This window comes from Streptomyces sp. NPDC038200 (assembly GCF_055600785.1).
This window is the reverse complement of sequence record NZ_JBVJYH010000009.1, coordinates 82,898-100,504: the sequence shown is the minus strand read 5'-3', so window position 1 is coordinate 100,504 and position 17,607 is coordinate 82,898. Positions and strand designations below refer to the sequence as shown.

The window sequence follows — 17,607 nt, the reverse complement described above, 5'->3', positions numbered from 1 at the left end:
GTGGCCGGCGGGCTGGTTCGCAGCGTTATCGCCGGTAAACCCAGAGTGACGTGAGACCAGCGTGACGCAGCGGATGCGCTCCCGCAACTCGCCGCGACGGTGCGCCGCTCAGCCGCCGCGTCCCGCCGCCCGGCGGACCGCCTCGACGAACCGCCGGGCCGCGGGCGGTCCCGGCCGGCCCGGCGCGGGATCGCGCTCGCCCAGCGTCAGCAGATACCGCGTGCCGTTGACGTCGGCCAGCGCTCGGTCGTCCGGGACGAACCACGGCTTCGACGCGCGCACCGCCTGCACCGGCGCGCTGTCTATCTCGCTGCCGTAGCTGGTGAGCAACTGCAGCCTGCCGTCGCTGATCCGGACCTGTCCGGCCCGGGTGAGCGAACGCAGGCGTTTGCCGATTCGCACGCCTGTGGCCGTGAACTCCGGCTCCGCCATGTCTCGCCGCCCCCTTGCGGTGTTCCCGTGGTTGCGTGTGCGCCCCCGTTCGGGACGATCGTCCCTCGGCGTGCAGTCTGCCTCGGCGCGGCGTGGAGCACCAGTACGCGCGGGGCGCGTGCGGCAGCCGCCCGGAGCACTTCCGCCCGTGCGCCCCCGGCGGGCTCGCACGCCTGTGCCCCAGGCCGGCTTTGGGCGGCTCAAAGATGCGTTTATGCAGGTGGGAAGCCGTGTGAAAGGTGCCTATGCTCGACTTGCCGGCCCGCGCGAGGCGCCGTCGGCGATCAGCGTAAGGAGCCCCGCCGTGAGCACCACCCCCCAGATCAGGACAGGCGCCACCCTCGACGTCGACCGCAGCGACACCGCCTACCGTGACTGGCTGAAAGAGGCCGTCCGGAAGGTGCAGGCCGACGCCAACCGATCGGCGGACACGCACCTGCTGCGCTTCCCGCTGCCCGAGCGGTGGGGTATCGACCTCTACCTGAAGGACGAGTCCACGCACCCCACCGGCAGCCTCAAGCACCGGCTCGCGCGCTCCCTGTTCCTCTACGGCCTGTGCAACGGCTGGATCCGGCCGGGCCGCCCGGTGATCGAGGCGTCCAGCGGCTCGACGGCCGTCTCCGAGGCCTACTTCGCCAAGCTGATCGGTGTGCCGTTCGTCGCGGTCATGCCGCGCACGACGAGCGCCGAGAAGTGCCGTCTCATCGAGTTCCACGGCGGACGGTGCCACTTCGTGGACGACTCCCGGAAGATGTACGAGGAGTCGGCCCGCCTGGCGGCGGAGACCGGCGGTCACTACATGGACCAGTTCACCTACGCCGAGCGGGCCACGGACTGGCGCGGGAACAACAACATCGCCGAGTCCATCTTCCGCCAGCTGCAGCTGGAGCGGTTCCCGGAGCCGGCCTGGATCGTCGCCACGGCGGGCACCGGCGGCACCTCGGCGACCCTCGCGCGCTATGTCCACTACATGCAGTACGACACCCGCATCTGTGTCGCCGATCCGGACAACTCCTGTTTCTTCGAGGGCTGGACCTCCGGTGATCCGGACATCACCTGTGACTGCGGCTCCCGGATCGAGGGCATCGGCCGGCCGCGCATGGAGCCGAGCTTCGTGCCCGGGGCGATCGACCGGATGATGAAGGTCCCGGACGCGGCCAGCGTGGCCGCCGTGCGGGCGCTGGAGGCGGCCATCGGCCGCAAGGCGGGCGGCTCCACCGGCACCGGTCTGTGGAGCGCGCTGAAGATCGTCGCCGAGATGGTGGCCGAGGGGCGTAGGGGCAGCGTGGTCACCCTGCTGTGCGACCCGGGCGACCGGTACCTCGACAAGTACTACTCGGACGCCTGGCTGGCGCAGCAGGATCTGGACATCGCGCCGTACACGGAAGCGATCGACGCATTCCTCGCGACGGGTGTGTGGCGGGACTGATCCGGCCATCCCGCGGCGTGCCGTCGTGCGACGGGCGGGTTGCAGGACTGTGTGGGTTTGGTGACGTCTCAATCGGCTTCCTGGGTAAGCCGGTTGAAGCCTATGTGACTGATAAGATCATCCTACTTTTCAGTGGGCTGATGGCGTGTCATGAATGCGTCTGGGGGGACAGTCTCAAAGGCACCATCGCGCTGCTCACACATCTGGCGCGATGCGACTTGAAGAGAGTCTCATGACGTCATTGACCCAGGATCCACTGCTGTGGATCTTGCTGGTGGTGCTCATCGCTGCGGTCGTCGCGGTGATGCGAGCCCGGAGGACCAACATGGCTCTCCGAAGAACGAAGAAAGACCTGGAGACAGGACTGGGGGAGGCCCGCGGCGACGTCGGCCAGCTCCACGCCCACGTCACCGCGCTGAACGCGCAGCATCAGCGCGACCTCGCGGACGTGCGGGCGGATGCGGAGGCGGCGACCAAAGCGGTGCTGAAGTCCGCGATGGGAACGCTCCAGTCGCTCGCCGAGGAGCAGCAGGTACTCCTCGACGACCTCCTGAAGAAATACGGCGACACCACGGACGTGCTGGGCGACCTGATGGCGGTCGACCACACCGGCAGCCAGTTCGGCCGCCGCGCCAAGGGCATCTCCGTGCTGTGCGGCGGCTGGCTGGGCAGGCGCGAGGGCCTCGCCACGGTCTACGACGTCGCCCGCAGTGCCCAGGGCAGGATCAAGGACTTCAACCGGGTCAGCGTCCACTCGCAGGTCAACGTCTCGCTCGTCGGCAAGGCGGTCGAGCCGGTGGCGGTCGTGCTGGCCGAACTGCTGGACAACGCGACGAACTACAGCGCGCCCGGAACGCCGGTCGAGGTCAACATCCAGACGGTGCCGAGCGGTGTGTGCTTCATCGTGGACGACGCCGGCCTGGGCATGGACCAGGAGACCAAGGACCGGGCGGCGACTCTGCTGTCCGTCGACGGTCCCGTCGACATCACCGGTCTCGGCGATCCGCCGCGGTTCGGCTTCGCCGTGTGCGGCATGCTCGCCGCCCGCTACGGCTTCGCCGTCTCCGTCGGCTCGGTTTCCCCCTACGGCGGAGTGCGTGCAGTGATTCGTGTGCCCGAAAGCCTTCTCGCAGCAGACGCACCCGCCCCCGTGGCCGACGCCCGGGACACCGCGGTCCCGGAGGCCGCGCCCCAGCGCCTGGCGCCGGTTCCCGTCGTGGGTCCCTCGCACGTGGTGGGAACGACCACGGGAGGTCTGCCCAAGCGCCGGCGGCGCAGCGGCCCCGTCACCGTGGTGCCGGCCCTGGACAGCGCGGACGGCAAGGGGACGCCCGAACCCGCCAGCGAGGTGACGGCGTCGCGCCTCGGGGCGTTCGCGCGCGGCACACAACTCGGACGCACCACGAAGACCACGGAAGGATCTGACGACCAGTGAAGATCGACCTGTCCTGGGTGCTGAACGACGTGCTCGAGGTGCGTGGTGCCCGGCACGCGATCCTCGTCTCGGGCGACGGCCTGCTGCTCCAGCGCTCGGACGACATCGGGCGGGACGACGCCGAGACGAACGCGGCCGCCATGAGCTCCATGCAGTCGCTGAGCCGCGCCGTCGCGGGCTTCGTGGGAGCGGGACACGGCATCTGGAAGCAGACGCTGCTGGAGTACGACGGCGGCTGGATCTTCCTGATCGCCGCGGGCCAGGGCTCGTACCTCGCCGTCTCGGCCGCGCTGGACGTCGACATGGAGGCGGTGTCCTTCCGCATGCAGAAGACGGTGGCCGCGCTCAGCAAGGCGATGAGTGTGGCGCCGCGCTCGGACAACGGCGCCGGCGCATGACGACGCCCGGCGGGGAAGCCCCGGTCACCAGCGACTTCGTCCGCTCCTACGTCATCACCGGCGGCCGGACGCTGCCGGACGCGGACGACCTGGCGCTGCACACCCTGGTCACGCTGGCTCCCGAGCGGAAGCCCCCGCTGGGAGCCGGCCCCGAGGTCATGGCGATCTGGAACCTGTGCGCGGGCGGCTACTTGTCGGTCGCCGAGGTGGCCGGTCACGTGGGGCTGCCGGTAGGAGTGGCACGGCTGCTGCTGACCGACTTATTCGAGCAGGGCCACCTGCTGCGCCGCGCCGAGCCACCCCGGGCTCAGAACGTTGACAGAGCGACCCTGGAGAAGGTTCTGAATGGACTCCAATCCCTCATCGGCTGAGACGGCCCCTGGATCCATCTACGTCTCCAGCGCGGTGACCAACGCTGCCAAGATCCTGGTCGTCGGGCATTTCGCCGTGGGCAAGACGACCCTCATCGGCTCCCTGTCGGAGATCACCCCGCTGCGCACCGAGGAGAAGATGACCCAGGCGTCCCTCCACGTGGACGACCTCAGGGGAGTGACGGACAAGTCCACCACCACCGTGGCCCTGGACTTCGGCCGTCTGACGCTCAGCGACGACCTCGTGCTGTACCTGTTCGGCACGCCCGGACAGCAGCGCTTCATGCAGCTGTGGGAGGACATGGCCCGCGGTGCGCTCGGAGCGCTGCTCCTGGTCGATCCCGCCCGGCTGGAGGAGACCTTCCCCGTCATCGACCTCGTCGAGAGCTACGGCCTGGAGTACGCCATCGCGGTCAACGGCTTCCAGGCGGGCACGGTGTACGAGGAGGCGGAGGTGCGGGAGGCCCTCGACCTGCTCCCGGACACCCCGGTCGTCTACTGCGACGCCCGTGACCGGCAGTCCTCCGCCCATGCGCTGATCGCGCTCGTGCGCCACCTGCTCACCCGAGCCGCCTGACTCTCCCATCCGTCCGGACCTACGGCCCGGAGCCAGCAGAAGGAACTTCATGGACCGCCAGTCCTCCGCCGGGGCGAGATGCCCCATGCACGACGCCGCGTTCGCGGCCGATCCCCACCAGACGTACGACCGGCTGCGCGCCCAGGGTCCGGCCGGGCCGGTCGAACTCGCGCCCGGCGTCGACGCCACCCTGGTCGTCGGCCACGAGACGGCGCTGCGCGTGCTGCAGAACTCCACGCTCTTCGCCCGCGACGCCCGCCGCTGGAAGGCGTTGAACGAAGGGCGGATCGGGCTGGACAACCCGGTGCTGCCGATGATGGCGTACCGGCCCAACTGCCTGTTCACCGACGGCGCCGTGCACCTGCGGCTGCGCAAGGCCGTCACGGACAGTCTGGCCCGGCTCAACATCACCCGCATCCGCCGTGACGTCGAGCCGATCGCCGACTACCTCATCGACCAGTTCAGCGAGCGGGGCCGCGCCGACCTCCTCAACGACTACGCCAAACTGCTGCCGCTGCTGCTGTTCAACAAGCTCTTCGGCTGCCCGGCGGACATCGGCGACACCCTCACCAGCGCCATGTCGGCGATCTTCGACGGCAAGGACGCCCAGCGCGCCAACGAGGACCTCACCGCCTGCCTCATGGAGCTGATCGCCCTCAAGCGGCGCCGGCCCGGTGACGACGTCACGTCCTGGCTGATCCAGCACCCCGCCGGACTGACCGACGAGGAGCTGAAGGACCAGCTGGTCATGCTGATGGGCGCCGGTGTGGAACCCGAGCGCAACCTCATCGGCAACGCGCTGCTCCTGCTGCTGGCGCCCGGCGCGAGCGGACGGGACTCCGGCCTGCTGATCGAGGAGGCGATCGATCACGTCCTGTGGGAGCAGACGCCCATCGCCAACTACGCCACCCACTACCCGGTCCAGGACGTGGACCTCGGGGGAGTGGTGGCCGAGGCGGGTACGCCGGTCGTGATCAGCTTCGCCGCGGCCAACAGCGATCCCGCGCTGGCCGAAGCGCGCGGGATGCACAGCAAGGGCGCCCACCTGGCGTGGGGAGCCGGTCCGCACGCGTGCCCGGCCAAGGACCCGGCCCAGGTCATCGCCGTCACCGCGATCGAGAAGATCCTCAACGCCCTGCCCGACCTGACCCTGGCCGTCCACGAGAAGGAGCTGGAGTGGCGGCCGGGGCCGTTCCACCGGGCACTGGTCACGCTGCCCGTGGCCTTCAGCCCGACCCCGGCCACCCGGATGGCCTCCGCGTTGCAGGGCCGGAACGTCCCCGCCGCCGCGGAGCAGCCGCTGCCCACGGCACCGGCGTCCGCCGCCCGTCAGGAACCGGCCAGGAAGAAGGGATTCTGGAGCAGTTTCCTGGATATTTTCCGGGTCTGATGTGCAGCATGTGACAGGAGCAACACTGTCAGGCGCATGACGGAGGAGAGGGGAAGGGTAGGTTCCGGCGGTATCGGTAGCGCCCAGCCACCAAAGGAGCTTCGCGTGACCGCCGTTGGCGTCATACGCGGTACCACCACCGACCGCCGAGTCGTCATCCCCCTCCTCCGTCGTCTCCGCTCCCACGAGGGACAGGCCAACCCTCTTCCCGTCTGGGACGAGCTGCGCGCACTGGGTGATGTCGTTCCCGCTCCCTGGGGCGGGTATTTCGTGACCGGCTTCGAGGCCTGCAACCAGGTCCTGCGAGGCAGGAACTGGCTCGTACCGGACTTCGCCTGGCAGGAGCGCCAGCCCGACCCGGCACGCTGGCAGGACCCGGCGACGCGGGAGATGACGCGGACGCTCTCCCGTCTCAACCCGCCGGTCCACACCGCCCAGCGCCGCGCGCTGGGCAACCTCTTCGACCGCGGCACCCTGGAGGAGCTGCGGCCCCGGGTGGCCGCCCACGTCACCCGGCTCCTGGACCGCCTCGCCCTCCAGCTCCGCGTCCACGGCGAGGCCGACTTCGTCACCGCCGTCGGCGACCAGCTGCCGATCCACACCGTCGGCCACTGGCTCGGCATCCCGGAAGGGCACTACCCGCACATCCTGGACTTCACCCACCGGCAGGTGCACGCCCAGGAACTGGTCCCCACCAAGAGCGAACTGGCGATCTCGGCCCAGGCCACACGGGAGATGAGGGCCTACTTCACCGGCCTGGTCGCCTACCGGCGCGCCTACCCCGGTGACGACGTCCTCAGCGGCTGGATCCGCTTCTGGGACGCTCAGTACCCCGACGACCGCGCGGCGGCGGACCAGACGCTGTACGACCTGACGATGTTCATCACCATCGCCTCCCTGGAGACCACCGCGACGCTGCTGACCAACGCCGCGTGGTTCCTGACCCGGGACCCCGCCCGGGCCGACTGGCTGCGCCGGCACCCCGAGCACGTCGACGACGCGATCGACGAGGTACTGCGCTACGACCCGCCGATCCACCTCAACTCCCGCTTCGCCGCCGCCGACACCGTCCTCGCCGGCGTGCCCATCGCGAAGGACACCACCGTCCACGTCCTCTACGGCGCCGCCAACCACGACCCGCGCCGCAACCCGGCCTCCCATGTCTTCGACATCCGCCGCAAGGGCGGCCACCTCACCTTCGGCGGCGGCCTCCACTACTGCCTGGGCTCGGTCCTGGCCCGCATGGAGGCCCGCCTGCTGCTCACCGAACTGCTGGAACGATTCCCCACCCTGCGGCCGGCCGCGGCGCCGACGTACGCGAACCGGATGGTGTTCCGGCGCATCACCTCCCTGAAAGTGACGACATGACCGCCCTCCCCCTGAGATCCCTCCCGGCCGGTTCCGTACGGCAGACCCTGCGGACCCGGCGGGAAGGGCCCGTCCTCACCGTCGAGCTGAACACCCCGGAGCAGGGCAACACCGTCACCGACGCCCTGCTGGACGACCTTCTGGCGGTCCTGCACGACCAGGACCCGGCGGTCCGGGTGCTCGTGCTCACCGGGAGCGGTGACGACTTCTGTCTCGGCGGGGACCGCGGCGAGTTCACCCGGCATCTCGCCCACGACCCGACAGGCGGCGGCATCCGCATGTCGGGCACCAAGGCCCGGCTCGTCTGCGACGCCCTGACGTCGAACCCGGCCGTCACCATCGCCCGCGTCCACGGCAAGGCCATCGGGGCGGGGCTCGCGCTGGCGCTCGCCTGCGATCTGCGGGTCGGATCCGAGGACGCGACCTTCCGGCTGCCCGAACTCGCCCTCGGGCTGCCCACGGCCTGGGGCGGCTTGCTGCCCCGCCTGATCAACGAGGTCGGCGCCGCCCGCGTCCGCGAACTCGTCCTCACCGGACGCGCGTTCACCGCGGCGGAGGCCCAGTCCCTGTCCATCCTGCAAAGGGTCGTGCCCGCCCACGCGCTGGACGCGGCCGTCGCCGACTGGGCCAGGCCCGTCGTCCGCCGCCCGCAGGCGGCGCTGCGGGTCACCAAGACCCTGCTCAACTCACTGTCCGCCGCCTCCCGGCTGGCCGACGTCTCCGCGCTGGACGCGGAACTCATGGCAGCGGTCCTGGCCGAGTCGCGGCACGCCCACGGCGCCGGCTGACCAGCCCCGAGCGAGGCGCCGGCCGGTCAGCCCCGCGCCAGGCGCCGGTCCAACGACGTCACCGCGTCCCGGAAGGCCCGTCCCAGGCTCGGACGGGCCAGCCCGAGGACGAACCGGAACGGCGCGGTTCCGTCGGCGGCGAAGGTCCACTGCACACGGGTGCCGGTGCCGCGAGGAGCGAGCCGCCATTCTTCGACCAGAGCGCGGGCGCCCGGTGCGTTGGTGCTGTCGACGCGGTACGCGTACGCCTCGGCCGGCTTCGCCATGAGGACCGTCTCCGCGAAGCGCGTCCCGCCCCTGAGCCGGATCTCCCGCCCGGCGCCGCCGTCGGTGGCCCGGGCGTGCGTCACCGCCGAGAACCACTGCGTCCAGCCGGGCACGTCCTCCGCCAGCGCATGGAAGACCCGGTCGGGGGACGCCGCGACCTCCCGCGCGAAGACCAGGCGTACGGGCGCGGACCCGACGAAGCCGATATCCACCGTGCGCAGCTGTCGAGCCATGGACGAGACCCCCCTAGTGCCGCTCCCGCGGCGCGGTCCACCGGGCAGGATCACTTTAGCTGACGGGTCCTCAGATGTCTGCGCCGTCTTCCCCGGGCTCGCCCGCGACGATCACCCGCAGGTGTTCGGAGATCTCCGTGCGCGCCTCGGCGGGCAGGCCGGCGTCGGTCACCAGCGTGTCCACCTGCTCCAGCGTGGCGAACGAACTCAGGCCCACCGTGCCCCACTTGGTGTGGTCGGCGACCACCACGACCCGGCGCGCGGAGTGCACCAGCCGCCGGTTCGTCTCGGCCTCGGCGAGGTTCGGCGTGGACAGGCCCGCCTCCAGCGATATGCCGTGCACACCCAGGAAGAGCAGATCGAAGTGGAGCGTGGCGATCGCCTGGTCGGCGACCGGCCCCACCAGCGAGTCCGACGGGGTGCGCACCCCGCCGGTCAGCACCACCGTGGCCGACCCCTGCCGCTGGCCCGCGGTGCGCTGCGCCGCATGGAAGACATCGGCGACCCGCACCGAGTTCGTCACCACGGTCAGGTCGGGCACCTCCAGCAGCTGCTGGGCGAGCGCGTACGTCGTCGTGCCACCGGACAGGGCGATCGCCGCTCCCGGAGCGACCAGCCGGGCCGCGGCGCGCGCGATGTCCTCCTTGGCCGTCAGCTCCAGTCCCGACTTCGCCTCGAACCCCGGCTCGTGCGTGCTCGCCTCGACCACCGGCACCGCGCCGCCGTGCACCTTCTCCAGCATTCCCTGGCGGGCGAGCGCGTCCAGGTCGCGGCGCACGGTCATGTCCGAGACGCCGAGCTTGCGGGTCAGTTCGTTGACCCGTACCCCGCCCCGGCGCCGGACCTCGTCCAGGATCAGGGCGCGGCGCTGCTCCGCGAGGAGGTTCTGATTCTCACTCACGTACGCTCCGGTCCTTTCGCCGCCAAACCGTCCGACACGCCCGGCGCACCGGCTCCGACCAGGAATTTCCATCCGTCCGGCAGTGCGCGGGCGTCCCATCTTTTCACGGGTCGGCACCGGCTGCGCCACCGCCTGCCGGCTCGCGCCGCCGCCACGCGTCCGCAGTGTGCCCGCCTCGTGTCGCACGTATCGGGGAGATTCCGTGACGAGAGGTGTACGCGGGCGCCGGACCGGAGATCCTGTAGCCCGCACGACACAGACGTCAGGGCGTCACGGGGGAAGTGCGAGAACAGTGGAACGTGCGCAGGACCGGCTCGCGGGACAGCGGGCGGAACATACCGCCGGGCGGCACGAGGACCGATCCGCCGGGTGGGACGAGGACCGATCCGTCGGGTGGCCCGGGCGCCGGTCGGCGGAGCCGGAGGCCGATCTGGAACTGCTGGTGCACGGGGTCGGCGGCACCACGCCCGAGAAGATGCTCGGCGATCCGCGCACGGTCCGGGTCACCGGCGACGACACGGCCGCCGTCTTCCGGCGCGCCGAGGACGTCGAAACCGCCCCGGTCCGGGAAGGCCCGGGAGCATGTCCCGGAGGGGATCCCGAACGGGGCCGCGAGGGAGAGCCCGGCCGGGACCTAGGGGGAGATCCCGGGGGAGAGCCAGGGCGGGATTGCGGGGAAGAGGCCGGGCGGGGCCGCGAGGGAGATTCCGGGGGAGATCCCGGGTGGGCCCCCGGGGGACAGGCCGGGCGGGGCCGTGGGCGCGGTCCGGTCCGGGAGGCGTACGTCTGGTGCAACCTCACCTCCGGCGACGCCGGCCGCGCCCTGTGGCTGTTGCTGCTGCCGTTCATGGTGGTCAACCTGGCCCACTGGATGCGCCCCGCCGCCCCCGGCCGGCCGCGCGCCGTCCGGCTCTACGGCCTCCTCGTCCGGCTGGCCGCGCTCACCCTGACCGTGCTGCTGGTGGCCGCGGCCTGCGAGGTCGCCCTGGACCTCATGGCCTGGCAGTGCGCGGGTAGCCATGCCTGCGTCCGCCGCCACTCCTGGCTGGGCTTCCTCGCGCCCGCGACCCCGGCGGCGTCCGCCGGATCCGGCGGCTGGTGGAGCGAGCCGGGCCGCCGGCTCGCTCTCGCCGCGGCGCTGCCGGCCGCGCTGACCGGCCTGCTCTGGTACCTCTCGCACCGCACCTGGAACGCCTACGAGTCCCACCGACCGCTGGCCCTCCCCCCGGACACCGACGCCTCAGCCCCGGCCACCGACGACCTTGCTTCGGGCGCCGGTGGCCTGGCTCCGGGCATCGATGGCCTCGCTTCGGTCGCCGGCGACCCCGCCCCGGGCACCGGCGGCCCGGGGGCGGACGCCCACGGCAGCGCGCTGGCCCGTCCCGGCTTCTGGTACGGGCGCCGCCTGGTCGCCCGGCTGCGCGCGGCGCACACCGCGGCGGGCCTGCTCACGGTGGCCGCCGCCGTCACCACCCCCGCGGTCCGCTTCGACCACCGGCCCGGCGGCCCCGCGGCCCTGGACACCTTCGGCCGGCTGCTGGCCGTGGCCCTGCTCGTCTGCGGGGCGACGGTCGTGGGCGTGGTCTGCCGCCGAGGCCGTAGCGAGGACCGCCTCGACCGGCGGCTCGACCGGCACCTCGTACGGGCCCTGCCGCTGGCCGCGCTCGCGCTGCTGGTGCTCGGCCTGGTGTACGCCGGCTGGTCCCGGCCCGGCTGGCGGTCCACCGGGCGGCTGCCCGGCGACCCGGCCTTCGGCGCCCTCATGACGGTCCAGGGGCTGCTCGTGATCGCCCTCGGCATCGTGGCCCGAGAGCTGTACCGGCGCCGCCCCGACCCGCGCGCCGGCATGCGGGGTCTCGGCGGACCCGCCGTCGCGCTGCTCGCCTGCGCACTGGGCGGAGTGATGTCCGGCGGGGTCGCCCAACGGGTCGCCGACTGGCTCGACGGCACCCGCGCCGGGCTTCCCGGACCGCCCGTCCTGCTGACCTGGCAGGCGTCCGCCATCCCTCCCGTCCTCGCCGTCCTGCTGGTCCTGATCGCGCTGCTCGCGGTCCGTACGGCCCGGCTCGCGCGCGCCGAACGCGACCGGGTGCGCCACGAACACCCCGGTGAGCCCGAGGATCCGTCCCGCACCCGCGCCATCGCCCACGCCCGGGCCATGGCCACCCTCACCGACCGGGTGCCGCTCGTCGTCGCCGTGCTCACCGCCGCCACCCTGCTGCTGGGCACCGCGGCCCTGGCCGGGGCCCTGGCCACCGGGAAGACCCCCGACGGGGCGGCCCGGCGCAGCCACCACGTCGTCCAGGCCGTGGCCGAGACCTCCCAGGCGCTGGGCTCCTGGCTGGTAGGGCTCGGCTTCCTGCTGTTCGTCACCTGGGGCAGGCGCGCCTACAAGGACGCCTCGGCCCGGCGCACCATCGGCATCCTCTGGGACGTCGGCACCTTCTGGCCGCGCGCCGCCCACCCCTTCGCACCCCCCTGCTACGCCGAGCGCGCGGTACCGGACCTGACCTGGCGGATGGCGGGCTGGACCCGGCGCACCGGCGGCCGGCTCGTCCTGTCCGGCCACTCCCAGGGAAGCGTCCTCGCCGCCGCGGCGGCCTGGCAGCTGCCCCCGTCCGTGCGGAGGCGGGTCGCCCTGCTCACCTACGGATCCCCGTTGGAGCGGCTGTACGGCCGCTGGTTCCCGGCCCACTTCGGCCCCCCGGCGCTCGCGGCGCTGCACCACGACATCGCCTGCTGGCGCAATCTCTACCGCCGCACCGACCCCATCGGCGGGCCCGTCCGCGTCCCCGGCGACAGCACCCCGGAAGTCGACCACGAGCCCCTGCCGGACCCCCTCGCCTACGGACGTACCGCGGAGCACCCGCTTCCGGCCCCGATCCTCGGCCACTCCGACTACCAGTCGGACCCCGTCTTCACCCGTGAACGAGCCCGCCTCCTGGCCCGCCTGCGCCCGGACCTGCCGGGCCAGCGCCCGGAGCGGGACTGACGCCGGTCCGCGGCGGGCGAGGCCGTTTCGTCCCGGGTCCGCGTCCCGCGTGGCTCCCCCCCCCGCATCGAGGCGGGCGCCGGATCTGAGCGGACGGCCGCCTCCCCCGGTCGCGGGCCGGGTTCCGGCGGCCGGGGTGTGGCGGAGCCGGTCACAGCTCCGGCAGATCCTCCGCGAACAGCAGCGTCAGGTCGTCGGTGGTCGGGTCGGCGACCTGGGCGACCCGGCTCGCATGACGCTCCACCATCGCCTCGAAGGTCTGCCGGGCGGTGCGGCCGTTGCCGAACGCCGGACCCTTGGGGATCGCCGTGAAGTACTTCAGCAGTGCCTCGGACGCGCCCGGCGCCAGCCGGTACTCGTGCTCGTCGGCCTGTTGCTCCACGATCCGCAGCAACTCCTCGGGGCCGTAGTCGCCGAAGGTGATGGTGCGGGAGAAGCGGGAGGCCACGCCCGGGTTGACGGAGAGGAAGCGCTCCATCTCCGCGGTGTACCCGGCGACGATCACCACGACGGCGTCCCGGTGGTCCTCCATCAGCTTCACCAGCGTGTCGATGGCCTCCTTGCCGAAGTCCCGGCCGGCGTCCTCCGGCGACAGCGCGTACGCCTCGTCGATGAACAGCACTCCGCCGCGCGCCCGTTCGAACGCCTCCTGGGTGCGGATCGCCGTGGAACCGATGTGCTCGCCGACCAGGTCGACCCGGGACACCTCCACCAGGTGGCCCTTCTCCAGCACGTCCAGCGAGGCGAGGATCTCGCCGTAGAGCCGGGCGACCGTCGTCTTGCCGGTGCCGGGGGAGCCGGTGAAGACCAGATGCCGCTTGACGGAGGCCGCCTTCAGCCCCGCACGCTGCCGGCGCCGGCCCACCTCGATCATGTCCGTCAGCGCCCGTACCTCGCGTTTGACACTCTCCAGGCCCACCAGCGCGTCGAGTTCCCCGAGTACGTCCTTCGGCGTCCGCAGCGGGTGCTCCGGCTCCGCCACGGCGACGAGCGGCTCCCGCTCCGTCGTCTGCTGCCCCGGGATCGCGCCCAGCAGGCCTGCGGACCGGGGCACCGTCTGCACGGCCGCCTCCCGGGCCGCGGGCGCCCGCGGGCCGCCGCTCTCGTCGCTGGTGCAGTCCTCCACGATCGGACCCGTCCCGGCTCCCGCGTCCGGACCGCCGTCGGCGAACTCGTATCCACCGCGCGCACACCGCTCGGTGCGGCACTTGCGCAGCGTCGTACGGCAGCCGTCGATCACGTGGAAGCCGTAGCCGCCGCTGCCGCTGACCCGGCAGTTCAGGAAGCTGCCCCGGCCGCCCGCGGAGACGTAGAAACCGGCCTCGGAGGGGGAGTCGACCGTGCAGCGCTCGATGGTCGGATCGGCGCCCTTGGTGACGATCACACCGGTCTGGGTGCCGTCCAGCGTGCAGTTGCTGAGGGTGCCGCCGCTGCCGTGGTCGCGGAACCAGGCGCCGGTGGCCGCCTCCCTGATCCGGCAGTCGTCCAGCTGTGCCGTCGCCCCGTCGCTCACCGACACGGCCGTGTTGCGCACCTGCGACAGGTCGCTGTCCACGACGTCCGCGCGGGAACCGCGGTCGAGCACGAACAGCGCGTCCGGCACGTCGTGCACCCGGCAGGAGTCGAGCACGGCGGTGGCCCCGTCGCTCACCCACACCGCCGGGTAGTCGCCGGTGCTGTCGAAGATCTCGCATTGGTTGGCGTCCACCCGGGTGCCCGGGTCCCACACCGACAGGCCGTTGCGACCGAACTGACGGACCGTCGTGCGGGTCAGCGTGAGCACCGAACGGGAACGCAGGTCGACCGCGTTCTCCGGGATGTCGTGGATGCGGCAGTCGGCGAGCGTCAGCACCGCGTCGGTGTCCAGTGTGATGCCGTCGGCGGTGGTGCGGTGCACATCGCAGTCGGTCAGGTGCGCGGTGGCCCGCTGGGTGACCTGCACACCGGAGCCGCGCACCTCGTAGATCTCGCAGCCGACCGCTTCCAGCGCGGAGTTCTCTCCGGTCACGGTCATCCCCGTGCCGGAGGCGTGGTGCACCCGGCAGCGGTCCAGACGGGGATGGGCACCGCCGTGCACCGCCACGCCCGCCTGCCCGGCCGCGACGACCTCGCACTCCTCGAAGACCCCGCTCCCGCCGTCGAGTACGGCGATGCCGATGCCGGCCGGGTTGTCGACGGTGCACCGGCGCACGGTCGGGCGCGCGCTGCCGCGCACCTCGATGCCGGCGGCGGACCGGGTGACGATCCGCACGTCCATCACCTCGGGCGTGCCCTCCTCGACCAGCAGTGCGGGCGCCGCCACGTCCTGGCCCTCCACGTGCAGGTCCTGCACCACGGCGGAGGCCCGCACGATGAGCGGCACCCCGTCCACGGGCGCGATCCGCACCGAGCCGGGCGAGCCCTCCGGCCCACGGAGCGTCACCGCCCGCTGGACGACGAGGTTCTCCCGGTAGGTTCCGGGGGCGATCGTGAGGACGTCGCCGTCGGCGGCGGCCTCCAGGGCGGCGGCGAGCGAAGCGTACTCACCCGTGCGGCGCCGCCACCGCGAAGTACCGGTGTGCGTCACCTGGACCGTGCCCTGTGCCATGGCGTTGCTGTGCCCCCACCTAGTCGTACTGATGGCTCGCTGCCCGTAGGGGCGCAGCGGCCGGTGCCCGGACCGCGATCCTGCTCGGCCCTCGGGGCACGAGCGCGTTCGCGCTCGTGGACACCTGAGCGCCCCCGGGGGTCCACGCACCCGCGGGTCGTCGCCGAAAGCGCTTCGGCCGGTCCACGGTAGCGTGTGCGCGCACGCCGAGTTGACCAGAGCCGGAAGGCCGTCAGCAGCCGGTGCCCGCCTTGCCCCAGTCCGGGCCCGCGCGGTCCCATGCCTGGTCCCAGCGCGCGTACCGCCTGCGGACCAGACGCCAGACGGCCAGGCGCCGGCCGGTCTCGACGAGGGCCGCGGTCAGCAGGGCCGCGCCGAAGCCGGCGAGCACGGCGTGCGTCGTCGCCGTGGCGGAGTCCAGCGGGCGGGTCGTTATTCGGCCGTGCGGGTCGGTCCAGAGTCTGAAGTGCTCGCCCCCGTGCGGGGACCTGAGGTCCGAGAGGACCGGGCCGTGCTGCGCGGTGCCGTCCGGTGCGGTCCAGCTCGCGAGGACACGGCTGTGGGCGTCACGCGCGGAGGTGGTGTCGGGGTCGCTCTCCGGCAGGGTCCCGCCCAGATCGCGCACCACGGTGGCGGTGACGAGATGGCGCGCGTGCTGCTGCTGCCGCGCGGAGCGCTGGAGCGAGTCCTGGGCGGCGGCGCCGACCACACAGCCCGTCACGGGTGCGACCACGGCGATCAGCACCAGTGCCACGAGGGCCACCCATGCCTCGGCCATGTCGGTCGCGCGGCGCAGCGGATTGTGCCGCCAGCGCCACAGCCCACTGAGTGCCCGCATCTCCCCACCCCCTTCGGTCCGTCACCACCCCCGGCGACGGCGCTCGCTCCCGGCGCGGTCCGGGAGAGAGCGACCGCGCGTCCGCCGCGGTGTCCGACACCGGCGGCCTCTCACGAATTTCTCACGCTCTCTCAACGACCGGGACACGCCCCCCGGTTCCCGACCGTCGGATCTTCGCCGGGCCGCCGCCCCCGTGCCGTTCGTGGGCCGGCCCCCGCTAGTCCAGCACCCGCACCGGGTCGCCGACTCTGATCGTGCCGGGGGAGAGGGGCACGAGGTTCATCCCGAACAGCAGCTTGCCGCCGATCCTGCGGTGGCGGGCGAGGGTGTGCAGCGGCTCCCGGCCGCGGACGGCGGTGCTCTGGTCGGTGGTGGTCACGACACACCGTCCGCTGGGCTTGGGGGCGCGGAGGAGAACCTCGCCGACGGAGATCCGCGTCCAGTGGTCCTCGGCCCAGGGCTCGGTGCCGGCGACGACGACGTTGGGCCGGAACCGGTTCATCGGCAGCGGGCCCTCGTCCGCGTTGCGGCCCTCCGCCACGAGTGCGTTCAGGGCGTCGAGCGAGGCCGCCGAGGTGACGAGCAGGGGGTAGCCGTCGGCGAAGCTCACCGTCTCGCCGGGCAGAGCGTAGTCGGGGTCGACCGGGCGGCGGGTGGCCGGATCGTCCATGTGGACCAGGCGGACCCCGGCCTCCAGATAGGCGCTGCACCAGGCGTGCGCGGCGGCCGCGGCCGGGACCCCCTCCACCTTCGTGCCGAACACGCTCATCGGCACGGTCGCCGCCGCCTGCGGCACCTCGACCGTCAGCGGTGCCCGGCCGGGCGCGGACAGACGAACGCCGCCGCCGGCCAGAGGCTCGGCGGCGGCCAGCGCGAGGCGCGGCTCCTCACGCTGTGTGACGACCTTTCCCCCGTCGTCGATCAGTGCCCAGCGTCGGTCCCCGGCCAGGCCCCAGGGCTCCACCACGGCCTCCCCGAGCGACACGCCTCGGAACGCCTTGACCGGATGGACATGGATCGACTGCACTTCGGCGGTTCCCATACCGACCATCGTGCCAGGTGGCACCGACAGCCGGGGGAGCGCCGGTCAGTAGCCGCGGTACTGCTGCTGGTTGTTGTACGGGTCCTGGTAGGGAGCCGGCGCGGGCCGCGGCGCGGCCGGGCGCATGGCCTCGTACCCGGCGCCCGCCGCCATCGGCCGCTGCGGCTGCGGAGCCTGCGGGCCGGGATAGCCGCGCGGGGCGCTCGCCTGCTGCGGGATGTAGGCCGTGGGCGCGTGATGCAGCGGTGCGGGCTGCTGCGTCTGCGGGTATCCGTAGGCGGGGGGCTGCGCGGACGGGGCCGCCGGGAGGGCGGGGAGCGCCGACGGCAGGGCGGGGAGGCTGCTGCCCGTGTCGTAGGCGGCGGGGACCCGGATCGGGGCGATCTGCGGGGTGCCCCGCTCGGCCACGAGCGAGTCGTAGATCGGGGTGTCCGGGAAGGAGGCGGAGTAGTAGCCGCCACCATAAGTGGAGCGGGGGGAGGTCATGGCACATAAGTTAAGCCCACGATGTGCTGGTTGGGGAGACCGATAAGAGGGTTGTTTTCCGTGTCGGCAGTAG

Annotated in this window: 16 protein-coding genes; 9 read left to right on the top strand and 7 right to left on the bottom strand. The window is 72.6% G+C overall.

The window, feature by feature from the left end; translation table 11 throughout:
• Positions 1 to 108: 108 nt before the first annotated feature.
• The gene (locus ACZ7KF_RS20285; protein WP_225821619.1) at positions 109 to 432 is read right to left on the bottom strand and encodes a hypothetical protein; all 324 of its coding nucleotides are present in this window, start codon (positions 430 to 432) and stop codon (positions 109 to 111) included.
• Positions 433 to 736: 304 nt separating this feature from the next.
• Here ACZ7KF_RS20285 and cds1 point away from each other — a divergent pair, with 304 nt between their 5' ends.
• From cds1 to ACZ7KF_RS20245, 8 genes are all read left to right on the top strand, one after another.
• Positions 737 to 1,861 (top strand): L-cysteine desulfhydrase Cds1, encoded by a 1,125-nt coding sequence (gene cds1, locus ACZ7KF_RS20280; protein WP_471076526.1) that lies wholly within the window; start codon positions 737 to 739, stop codon positions 1,859 to 1,861.
• Between the two features lie 232 nt (positions 1,862 to 2,093).
• Positions 2,094 to 3,296: an ATP-binding protein gene (locus ACZ7KF_RS20275; RefSeq protein ID WP_471076523.1), complete on the top strand. Its 1,203-nt coding sequence runs from the start codon at positions 2,094 to 2,096 to the stop codon at positions 3,294 to 3,296.
• Positions 3,293 to 3,694: a roadblock/LC7 domain-containing protein gene (locus tag ACZ7KF_RS20270; RefSeq protein WP_471076520.1), complete on the top strand. Its 402-nt coding sequence runs from the start codon at positions 3,293 to 3,295 to the stop codon at positions 3,692 to 3,694. Before ACZ7KF_RS20275 ends, ACZ7KF_RS20270 begins: the two co-directional genes overlap by 4 nt.
• A complete protein-coding gene (locus ACZ7KF_RS20265; RefSeq protein WP_471076517.1) occupies positions 3,691 to 4,065 on the top strand; it encodes a DUF742 domain-containing protein in 375 nt (124 codons plus the stop codon). The genes ACZ7KF_RS20270 and ACZ7KF_RS20265 overlap by 4 nt, the downstream gene beginning before the upstream one ends.
• Positions 4,040 to 4,642, top strand: coding sequence for a GTP-binding protein (locus tag ACZ7KF_RS20260; protein WP_471076515.1), 603 nt, complete (start codon positions 4,040 to 4,042; stop codon positions 4,640 to 4,642). Before ACZ7KF_RS20265 ends, ACZ7KF_RS20260 begins: the two co-directional genes overlap by 26 nt.
• Positions 4,643 to 4,691: 49 nt before the next feature.
• Complete coding sequence (locus ACZ7KF_RS20255; protein ID WP_471076511.1) at positions 4,692 to 6,032, top strand: cytochrome P450 family protein; 1,341 nt, start codon at positions 4,692 to 4,694, stop codon at positions 6,030 to 6,032.
• 105 nt (positions 6,033 to 6,137) lie between these two features.
• On the top strand, positions 6,138 to 7,400 hold the full coding sequence (locus tag ACZ7KF_RS20250; protein WP_471076508.1) for a cytochrome P450: 1,263 nt from the start codon (positions 6,138 to 6,140) through the stop codon (positions 7,398 to 7,400).
• Complete coding sequence (locus ACZ7KF_RS20245) at positions 7,397 to 8,188, top strand: enoyl-CoA hydratase/isomerase family protein (protein ID WP_471076505.1); 792 nt, start codon at positions 7,397 to 7,399, stop codon at positions 8,186 to 8,188. Before ACZ7KF_RS20250 ends, ACZ7KF_RS20245 begins: the two co-directional genes overlap by 4 nt.
• A 26-nt stretch (positions 8,189 to 8,214) precedes the next feature.
• Here the strand turns inward: ACZ7KF_RS20245 and ACZ7KF_RS20240 are convergent, their stop codons facing one another.
• Together ACZ7KF_RS20240 and ACZ7KF_RS20235 are read right to left on the bottom strand one after the other, a co-directional pair.
• On the bottom strand, positions 8,215 to 8,688 hold the full coding sequence (locus tag ACZ7KF_RS20240) for an SRPBCC family protein (RefSeq protein WP_471076502.1): 474 nt from the start codon (positions 8,686 to 8,688) through the stop codon (positions 8,215 to 8,217).
• Positions 8,689 to 8,758: 70 nt separating this feature from the next.
• On the bottom strand, positions 8,759 to 9,589 hold the full coding sequence (locus tag ACZ7KF_RS20235; protein ID WP_471076499.1) for a DeoR/GlpR family DNA-binding transcription regulator: 831 nt from the start codon (positions 9,587 to 9,589) through the stop codon (positions 8,759 to 8,761).
• A gap of 430 nt (positions 9,590 to 10,019) precedes the next feature.
• Between ACZ7KF_RS20235 and ACZ7KF_RS20230 the strand changes: the two genes are divergently transcribed.
• Positions 10,020 to 12,581, top strand: a complete 2,562-nt coding sequence (locus ACZ7KF_RS20230) for a hypothetical protein (RefSeq protein ID WP_471077091.1) — start codon at positions 10,020 to 10,022, stop codon at positions 12,579 to 12,581.
• A 151-nt stretch (positions 12,582 to 12,732) separates the two neighbouring features.
• On the opposite strand, the gene ACZ7KF_RS20225 is transcribed toward ACZ7KF_RS20230, so the two are convergent.
• The 4 genes from ACZ7KF_RS20225 to ACZ7KF_RS20210 all read right to left on the bottom strand — a co-directional run bounded on the left by ACZ7KF_RS20225 (position 12,733) and on the right by ACZ7KF_RS20210 (position 17,534).
• On the bottom strand, positions 12,733 to 15,168 hold the full coding sequence (locus ACZ7KF_RS20225) for a right-handed parallel beta-helix repeat-containing protein (protein ID WP_471076496.1): 2,436 nt from the start codon (positions 15,166 to 15,168) through the stop codon (positions 12,733 to 12,735).
• Positions 15,169 to 15,400: 232 nt separating this feature from the next.
• Positions 15,401 to 16,006, bottom strand: coding sequence for an Rv1733c family protein (locus ACZ7KF_RS20220; RefSeq protein ID WP_471076493.1), 606 nt, complete (start codon positions 16,004 to 16,006; stop codon positions 15,401 to 15,403).
• A gap of 217 nt (positions 16,007 to 16,223) precedes the next feature.
• Positions 16,224 to 17,048, bottom strand: a complete 825-nt coding sequence (locus ACZ7KF_RS20215) for an MOSC domain-containing protein (RefSeq protein ID WP_471076490.1) — start codon at positions 17,046 to 17,048, stop codon at positions 16,224 to 16,226.
• A gap of 45 nt (positions 17,049 to 17,093) precedes the next feature.
• Positions 17,094 to 17,534 carry a DUF6643 family protein gene (locus tag ACZ7KF_RS20210; RefSeq protein ID WP_471076487.1) on the bottom strand — a complete coding sequence of 147 codons (441 nt, stop codon included), beginning with the start codon at positions 17,532 to 17,534 and terminating at the stop codon, positions 17,094 to 17,096.
• Positions 17,535 to 17,607 lie beyond the last annotated feature (73 nt).

What these genes read in the sequence shown, in the direction of transcription:
- ACZ7KF_RS20285 (WP_225821619.1), bottom strand. Translation starts at nt 432, where the DNA reads ATGGCGGAGCCGGAGTTCACGGCCACAGGCGTGCGAATCGGCAAACGC.
- ACZ7KF_RS20275 (WP_471076523.1), top strand. Translation starts at nt 2,094, where the DNA reads ATGACGTCATTGACCCAGGATCCACTGCTGTGGATCTTGCTGGTGGTG.
- ACZ7KF_RS20265 (WP_471076517.1), top strand. Translation starts at nt 3,691, where the DNA reads ATGACGACGCCCGGCGGGGAAGCCCCGGTCACCAGCGACTTCGTCCGC.
- ACZ7KF_RS20260 (WP_471076515.1), top strand. Translation starts at nt 4,040, where the DNA reads ATGGACTCCAATCCCTCATCGGCTGAGACGGCCCCTGGATCCATCTAC.
- ACZ7KF_RS20255 (WP_471076511.1), top strand. Translation starts at nt 4,692, where the DNA reads ATGGACCGCCAGTCCTCCGCCGGGGCGAGATGCCCCATGCACGACGCC.
- ACZ7KF_RS20245 (WP_471076505.1), top strand. Translation starts at nt 7,397, where the DNA reads ATGACCGCCCTCCCCCTGAGATCCCTCCCGGCCGGTTCCGTACGGCAG.
- ACZ7KF_RS20240 (WP_471076502.1), bottom strand. Translation starts at nt 8,688, where the DNA reads ATGGCTCGACAGCTGCGCACGGTGGATATCGGCTTCGTCGGGTCCGCG.
- ACZ7KF_RS20225 (WP_471076496.1), bottom strand. Translation starts at nt 15,168, where the DNA reads ATGGCACAGGGCACGGTCCAGGTGACGCACACCGGTACTTCGCGGTGG.
- ACZ7KF_RS20220 (WP_471076493.1), bottom strand. Translation starts at nt 16,006, where the DNA reads ATGCGGGCACTCAGTGGGCTGTGGCGCTGGCGGCACAATCCGCTGCGC.
- ACZ7KF_RS20215 (WP_471076490.1), bottom strand. Translation starts at nt 17,048, where the DNA reads ATGGGAACCGCCGAAGTGCAGTCGATCCATGTCCATCCGGTCAAGGCG.
- ACZ7KF_RS20210 (WP_471076487.1), bottom strand. Translation starts at nt 17,534, where the DNA reads ATGACCTCCCCCCGCTCCACTTATGGTGGCGGCTACTACTCCGCCTCC.